A 2,963-nucleotide genomic window follows, 5' to 3' on the forward strand; every position below is an offset into this window, starting at 1 on the left:
GTGGGGTGGCGTCGCGCCGCCGCCGCGGGGGCCGGCGGGGCACGACACGGGAGCCGTGCGCGGTCAGCCGCTCGGTGAGGCCGAGTGTCGGCTCCAGGCCCTTGACCGGCGACGCCGTGACCGTGACCACGACGTCGCACGGGACATGGCCGAGGACCTTGTCCTCGGTCGCCTTCGCCGGCAGCACCTCGTAGCGGACGTGGCCGAGCAGTGCCCGCAGGGCCTCGGCACCCAAGGCCTACCCGGCCTGCTTCTGGGCGTCGCGGTGCCGGTAGTACACGGCCTTGGACGGAGGCAGCGGCTCGTTGCCGAGGATCAGGTCGGCCGCCTTCTCCGCGACCATCATCACCGGCGCGTAGATGTTGCCGTTGGTGACATAGGGCATGACCGAGGCGTCCACGACACGCAGGCCCTCCAGGCCGTGCACCCGCAGGCTCAGCGGGTCGACGACGGACATCTCGTCGGTGCCCATCTTGCAGGTGCACGAGGGGTGCAGGGCGGTCTCGCCCTCCTTGGCGACCCAGGCGAGGATCTCCTCGTCCGTCTCGACCGAGGGGCCGGGCGAGATCTCGCCGTCGTTGTACGGGGCGAGCGCGGGCCGGCCGAGGATCCGGCGGGCCACCCGGATGGCCTCGACCCACTCCCGGCGGTCCTGGTCGGTGGAGAGGTAGTTGAAGCGCAGCGCCGGGTGCTCGCGCGGGTCCTTGCTCCTGATCTTCACGGAGCCGATGGCGTCGGAGTACATGGGCCCGATGTGCACCTGGTAACCATGGCCGCCCGCCGGGGAGGAGCCGTCGTAGCGGACCGCGACCGGCAGGAAGTGGAACATCAGGTTGGGGTAGTCGACGTCCTCGTTGCTGCGGGCGAAGCCGCCGGCCTCGAAGTGGTTGGTGGCCGCGGGGCCCTTCCGGAACAGCCATTGCAGCCCGATGAAGGGGGCGCGCCACTTCGCCATGTACGGCTGCATGGAGACGGGCTGCTTGCAGGCGTACTGGACGTACACCTCCAGGTGGTCCTGCAGGTTCTCGCCGACGCCCGGCAGGTCGTGGACGACGTCGATGCCGAGGGCGGACAGCTCGGCGGCGTTGCCGACGCCGGAGAGCTGGAGCAGTTGCGGGGAGTTGATCGCGCCGCCGCAGAGGATGACCTCTCCGGCGCGCACCTGCTTCAGCGCTCCCCGGCCGCGCCGGAACTCGACGCCGACGGCCTTCTTGCCCTCGAACAGGACGCGGGTGACGAGGGCGCGGGTCGTGACGGTGAGGTTGGGCCGCTTCATCGCGGGCTTGAGGTACGCCTTGGAGGCCGACAGGCGGCGTCCGCGGTGGACGTTCCTGTCGAACTCGGCGAAACCCTCCTGCCGGTATCCGTTGACGTCGTCGGTGGGGGCGTAGCCCGCCTCCTGGGTGGCCTTGAGGAAGGCGCCGAACAGGGGGTTGGTGGCCGGTCCGCGCTCGAGGACGAGGGGGCCGTCGTGGCCGCGGAACTCGTCGTCGGGGTCGGCCGCCAGACAGTTCTCCATGCGCTTGAAGTACGGCAGGCAGTGCGCGTAGTCCCAGGTCTCCATGCCGGGGTCGGCGGCCCAGCGTTCGTAGTCCATGGGGTTGCCGCGCTGGAAGATCATGCCGTTGATGCTGCTGGAGCCGCCCAGCACCTTGCCGCGGGCGTGGTAGATGCGCCGGCCGCCCATGTGCGGCTCCGGCTCGGACTCGTACTTCCAGTCGTAGAAGCGGCTGCCGATGGGGTAGGTCAGCGCCGCGGGCATGTGGATGAACACGTCCCAGGGGTAGTCCGACCGTCCCGCCTCCAGAACCAGCACCCGGTTCGCCGGGTCGGCCGAGAGTCGGTTGGCCAGTGCGCTGCCGGCTGATCCACCGCCGACGATGACGAAGTCGTAGTGCAGGGGAGCCATGGTGCCTCGTCTCGCTCGCTCGCGCTGTCGATACGCGGGGCATGCTAATACGGGTATCGCTATACGCACCAGGTTGCGAACCGCGCAACTTACTTGGCCTTGGTTTCCAGCGGGTTACTTGCGAGACCGTTGTTTACTGCGCGTATAGTTTCGCTATGAGCAACTTCAGTCCGGAGACCGAAACTACCGGTTCACAGGCCGGCGGAGTGCAGTCCGTCGACCGGGCGATCAGCGTCCTCGAGATCCTGGCCCAGCGCGGCGAGGCGGGCGTCAGTGAGGTGGCCGCCGAGATCGATGTCCACAAGTCCACCGCGTTCCGACTGCTCGGCGCCCTGGAGGCGCGCGGCCTGGTGGAGCAGGCGGGCGAGCGCGGCAAGTACCGCCTCGGCTTCGGCATCGTACGCCTGGCCGGCGCGGTCACGGCACGCCTCGACATCACTCAGCAGGGCCGCGCGGTCTGCGAACGCCTCGCCGAGGAGATCGGCGAGACGGTCAACATCGCCGTGATGCAGGAGCACTACGCGATCAACCTCTACCAGGTGCGCGGCCCGGCGGCCGTCGCGGCGCACAACTGGGTCGGGGAGCTCACCCCGCTGCACGCCACGTCCAGCGGCAAGATCCTGCTCGCCCACCTGCCGGCCAAGGAGCGCTCCGCCCTGCTGTCGGAGTCCGGTCTGAAGAAGGTGACCCCTCACACCCTGACGGCCAAGGCGAAGCTGGAGAAGAACCTCGCCGAGGCCCGGGAGCGGGGGTACGCCTGGACGCTGGAGGAGCTGGAGATCGGTCTGCACGCCATGGCCGCTCCGGTCCGTGACCGGGACGGCGCGGTGATCGCGGCGATCAGCGCCTCCGGGCCCTCGTACCGGTTCACCGAGGAGCGGATGCACGAGCTGGCCCCGGTGCTCCTGAAGGGCGCCGAGGAGATCAGCCACCGGATGGGCTACCTGGGCTGACCGGCCGGCGCGGGCGCGCGGGGCCGGGCGCTCCGGAGCGCGGGCCGCGGGGGCCCCGCGCGGGTCACGCCCGCCGCGGGGGGGGGTGGGGCCGCGGGCCC

General features: G+C 70.5%; 2 protein-coding genes and 1 pseudogene. 1 reads left to right on the plus strand and 2 read right to left on the minus strand.

Translation table 11 applies throughout. The features are described from left to right. Both ACFW2E_RS41615 and betA read right to left on the minus strand, forming a co-directional pair. Nucleotides 1-235 (minus strand): annotated as a pseudogene (locus ACFW2E_RS41615) (5,10-methylenetetrahydrofolate reductase); the annotation flags it as partial. Between the two features lie 3 nt (nt 236-238). Further along, nucleotides 239-1,909, minus strand: coding sequence for a choline dehydrogenase (gene betA, locus ACFW2E_RS41620; protein ID WP_384475789.1), 1,671 nt, complete (start codon nt 1,907-1,909; stop codon nt 239-241). Between the two features lie 155 nt (nt 1,910-2,064). Between betA and ACFW2E_RS41625 the strand changes: the two genes are divergently transcribed. Beyond that, entirely contained in the window at nt 2,065-2,862 is a 798-nt protein-coding gene (locus tag ACFW2E_RS41625) for an IclR family transcriptional regulator (RefSeq protein WP_384475792.1), read from the plus strand. Nucleotides 2,863-2,963 lie beyond the last annotated feature (101 nt).

The sequence above is a fragment of the Streptomyces sp. NPDC058964 genome (genome assembly GCF_042741275.1).
GTDB lineage: Bacteria > Actinomycetota > Actinomycetes > Streptomycetales > Streptomycetaceae > Streptomyces.

Coding starts and splice junctions, on each gene's coding strand:
- betA (WP_384475789.1), bottom strand. CDS start 1,909: ATGGCTCCCCTGCACTACGACTTCGTCATCGTCGGCGGTGGATCAGCC.
- ACFW2E_RS41625 (WP_384475792.1), top strand. CDS start 2,065: ATGAGCAACTTCAGTCCGGAGACCGAAACTACCGGTTCACAGGCCGGC.